This is a genomic window from Methanospirillum sp. (assembly GCF_035560735.1).
Classification (GTDB): Archaea; Halobacteriota; Methanomicrobia; order Methanomicrobiales; family Methanospirillaceae; genus Methanospirillum.
Genome location: NZ_DATMYY010000416.1, coordinates 1 through 4,025, shown reverse-complemented (window position 1 = coordinate 4,025; position 4,025 = coordinate 1). Strand labels below are relative to the sequence as shown.

The following is a 4,025-nucleotide window of genomic DNA, read 5'->3' as shown; positions in this document are numbered from 1 at the left end:
GGTGAACACAAGAAAGAGGATTATCTTATGCCTACAACTCGTGACATTACACTAACAGTTCAGGAAGCACCGGTACAGGACAAGGGAAAAGACATTGCCCGACTCACATGGGAAACGATGGAGAAACTCGGACTCTCCAGGGGTGATGTGATTGAGATTGAAGGAACCAGTAAAACCTATGCTCTCGTGTCCCCGGCTAGTTCCCCATGGGCTGACGCGATATTTATTGACGGGAACATTCGCCGGAGAGCTGGTGTTGGTATCAGGGAACAGGCTGTCATCAGGAGAGCTGAAACGAGAGAAGCGAAGAAGATTGAGTTTCAGATCATCCAGGATGTCCAGGGACTTGATATCAGAGAACTGGAGCAGTTCCTCTCTGAACAACTCCAGGGTTCTCTGATCTTTCAGGGAAAGGAGATTGCAATCCCTGTGGAAAGTTCTGAGCGAAGTCCGTTTGATGACTTCTTCAGATCTCGCGATGGTGGAGGTACGTTCTGGAGCACTCCCACTGCCTATGTTGTGGTGCGAATCACAACAACCGATCCAAATGGTGCAGCGATTCCATCACAAAAGACCCGGTTCTCGGTCGTCAGGACCGGAAAACAGGCATCTGCACCTGCTGGCCGGACAGGTTCGCAAGGTTCACCGTCTGGAGAGGGTGGTGAAAAGGAGAAGTATATCCCCGACGTCCATTACGAGGATATCGGAGGTCTTGGACGGGAACTATCACTCGTCCGTGAGATGATCGAGTTACCGCTGCGAAATCCTGATCTCTTTAACCACCTTGGTATCGAACCGCCAAAAGGAGTGCTACTCTATGGTCCTCCGGGAACCGGTAAAACCCTGATCGCCAAGGCAGTGGCAAATGAAGTGAATGCCCACTTCATCACTCTATCAGGCCCTGAGATAATGAACAAGTATTACGGGGAGAGTGAGGGGAAACTTCGTGAAGTCTTTGAAGAGGCCGAGGAGCATGCACCGTCTATCATCTTCATCGATGAGATAGATTCCATTGCACCAAAGCGTGAGGATACCAAAGGCGAGGTTGAACGCCGGATCGTTGCACAGCTCCTCTCCCTGATGGATGGTCTGAAAAGTCGTGGCAAGGTTATCGTAATTGCTGCCACCAACCTGCCTGATAATCTGGATCCTGCACTGCGCCGGGGAGGAAGATTTGACCGGGAGATCGAGATTGGAATACCTGACATATCAGGAAGAATGGCGATCTTTCAGATCCACTCGCAGCGGGTTCCTCTAGACCTTGTGGGTATCACCATCGGTGAGGATCAACTGACTCGCGATGAAAAAATGCAGATCTCACGGCTTGATGAGGACATCTCAAATCTTGAAGGAAAGATATCCACTGACGAGAATACAGAGTCAAAGGCAGAGTCTGAACGAAGGCTTGCTGATATCAAGGCCCAGAAAGAGGAGGTTGAGAACCAGATACGTCGCCGGCTCTTCCTTCAGCCCTTTGCAAATCAGACCCATGGTTTTGTTGGTGCAGATATCAGCCTGACTGTAAAAGAGGCTGCGATGCATGCCCTACGTAAAGGACTTGAGAAGGTCCCGCCAAAAGATCTGAAAGAAGGGAAGATTGACAAAAATCTCATTGCATCCATCCGTGTAACCCCGGGAGATTTCCAGGCTGCTTTGTCTCATGTCGAACCGTCAGCCATGCGGGAAGTTCTCATTGAGGTTCCGGATGTTTCCTGGGATCAGGTTGGAGGCCTTGAAGAGGTCAAGAAGGATCTACGGGAGGCTGTTGAGTGGCCACTCAAGTACCCACAGCTCTTCAGTCACTTACAGACCAAGACACCGAAAGGAATCCTGCTCTTCGGTCCGCCCGGTACTGGAAAGACCATGATGGCAAAAGCAGTTGCCCATGAGAGTGAGTGCAATTTCATCTCTGTAAAAGGGCCAGAACTGATCTCAAAATGGGTCGGTGAATCAGAAAAGGGAGTACGGGAGGTATTTCGCAAAGCCCGGCAGGCAGCCCCCTCGATCATCTTCTTTGATGAGATCGATTCGCTCGTGCCAAAACGTGGGAGTTACTCTGATGCAACCCATGTAACCGAGAGTGTTGTCTCACAGATCCTGACTGAGATGGACGGGATGGAAGAGCTCAAGAACGTGACCATCATCGCAGCCACCAACAGGCCGGATATGCTGGACGATGCCCTGATGAGACCAGGACGGCTGGAGCGGCACATCTTTGTACCTCCACCAGGCAAGGAGGGAAGAAAGCAGATCTTTGAGGTATACCTGAAGGATTCGGGAACCCTTCTGACTGCTGATGTCAATATAGATGACCTAGCTCTCAAGACCGAGGGGTACGTGGGTGCTGATATTGAGGCATTGATACGTGAAGCTAAGCTTGCAGCCATGCGCGAGTTTATCGCTCTGATGGCTGGCCGGACAGATCGGGAACTTGAGGAGGCAGTAGCAAACGTCAGGATCACAAGCCGCCACTTTGACGAAGCATTTGGCAGGGTAAAGGGTTCACTTGATGAAACCACCCGTGAACGGTATGTCCGTGATTCGTGGAAGATCCTCTATAACCAGGATCAGAAAAAGATCCTGGAAAAAGCAGCATTCATCATCGCATCAGCAGAAAACCTTGGAATACCGAAGAATGAAATCAGTGAACTCAAAGATGCAATCTATAGCGGAACAATAAAAGACTTTACAGGTATTGAAAAACATACACAGGAACTTGATAAGAAATACAACCCCACCTAAGTAGGAGAGCGCCACAATCATGAGTGATACCCCACCAGAAGAGTTTAAGAATATCGAGGAACTGCTTAAGAAAGTCCTCGGCCAGACACTGGGCTCTGGTCAGATAAGACCTGGTGTCATCGGCGTCAACATTATCCTTGCAGGTGGAATGCCCCCCGGCTTTCCCGGAGGATATGGTGGAGGGGGTCCGGGACGGGATGTAGAACATCCTGATATCGAAGTTACCGAATGGGACGGCAGAGTGATGGCGACATGCGAGATGAAGGGTCTTGCAAATGAACACGTCAGCATCGCGTTCCAGGATAATACCCTTCATGTCATTGGGTATGATGGTACTACCCGGTACCGGAGCTCGGCAGTGCTCCCTCCTGTAATCGAATCATCATGTAACAGGACATTTTATAATGGTGTCCTGGAGTTGACCTGGCTTACCAGGGATATTGAGACCCCTGTCCAGACAACTGGAGATGATGCAGTAGAAATCTCTGTGGAAGAGATGAGTGATCAGGAGAATGATTCTCCTGATCACCCGTAACCACTAATTTCGTATTGTATTTCGGTAGACTTCATACGGCATTCTTCGCCGTTTTGTATCATTTCTTCAACCATTTTTTTGAGCATCGCAGGGAACACAGCACCGACCCTGCTCTGTACCGGTTTTCCTCCACAGAACCAGATAAATGTCGGGGTTGCCATCACTCCGTATTTCTCGGCAATCCATCCAAATTGAAGGATATTCAGCATGAGGAAACTGACTGATGGTGAGAATTCCTGTGCAAACTCCTCAATATATGGTTTCATCTGGGTACAGTGCCTGCAGGTCGGGCTGAAGAACATAACCAGCACCGGTTCACTGCTTTTTTCAACTGCATGTTCCCACTCGTGGTCACCGACTTCACGAAGCTTGGTTTCTGTCATATGGTTGTGTTAGAACAGGAGACCTCATAAACCTGTGTCTGAAATGATAGACGTATGACTGGTGAACTCGTGGAGATTACTATCGCTGTTTCACCTTCGCTTGCTGAGACACTCGATGCTGCAGCTGAACTGATGGAGATGAGCAGGGAGGATATGGTTCTGAAAATTCTGACACGATGGGAGAAAGAACAAAGGTTACCTTTGCATGGTACGGATAAATTATGTACTATTATTCCCGGGCTTTAAGTGGCACATGGCAGGTATGACTAGGAGTGAAAAATATGTTTCAATGATATGTTTGATGTGGCTGACGGTTAGATTTTGATTCGGCCAAAGCTGGTGAAAGTCCTGATATAGGGGAATAT

General features: G+C 49.0%; 4 protein-coding genes. 3 read left to right on the top strand and 1 reads right to left on the bottom strand.

The genetic code is table 11. The features are described from left to right. Positions 1–27: 27 nt before the first annotated feature. Both VN429_RS12500 and VN429_RS12495 read left to right on the top strand, forming a co-directional pair. Positions 28–2,742 (top strand): CDC48 family AAA ATPase, encoded by a 2,715-nt coding sequence (locus VN429_RS12500; RefSeq protein ID WP_414675305.1) that lies wholly within the window; start codon positions 28–30, stop codon positions 2,740–2,742. A gap of 19 nt (positions 2,743–2,761) precedes the next feature. Continuing rightward, positions 2,762–3,277, top strand: a complete 516-nt coding sequence (locus tag VN429_RS12495; protein ID WP_325633826.1) for an Hsp20/alpha crystallin family protein — start codon at positions 2,762–2,764, stop codon at positions 3,275–3,277. Here VN429_RS12495 and VN429_RS12490 read toward each other — a convergent pair. Further along, complete coding sequence (locus VN429_RS12490; protein ID WP_325633824.1) at positions 3,268–3,660, bottom strand: thioredoxin family protein; 393 nt, start codon at positions 3,658–3,660, stop codon at positions 3,268–3,270. The genes VN429_RS12495 and VN429_RS12490 overlap by 10 nt on opposite strands. 54 nt (positions 3,661–3,714) lie before the next feature. Here VN429_RS12490 and VN429_RS12485 point away from each other — a divergent pair, with 54 nt between their 5' ends. Then, positions 3,715–3,906, top strand: coding sequence for a hypothetical protein (locus VN429_RS12485; protein WP_325633822.1), 192 nt, complete (start codon positions 3,715–3,717; stop codon positions 3,904–3,906). Positions 3,907–4,025: the final 119 nt, after the last annotated feature.

Coding starts and splice junctions, on each gene's coding strand:
- VN429_RS12500 (WP_414675305.1), top strand. CDS start 28: ATGCCTACAACTCGTGACATTACACTAACAGTTCAGGAAGCACCGGTA.
- VN429_RS12490 (WP_325633824.1), bottom strand. CDS start 3,660: ATGACAGAAACCAAGCTTCGTGAAGTCGGTGACCACGAGTGGGAACAT.
- VN429_RS12495 (WP_325633826.1), top strand. CDS start 2,762: ATGAGTGATACCCCACCAGAAGAGTTTAAGAATATCGAGGAACTGCTT.
- VN429_RS12485 (WP_325633822.1), top strand. CDS start 3,715: ATGACTGGTGAACTCGTGGAGATTACTATCGCTGTTTCACCTTCGCTT.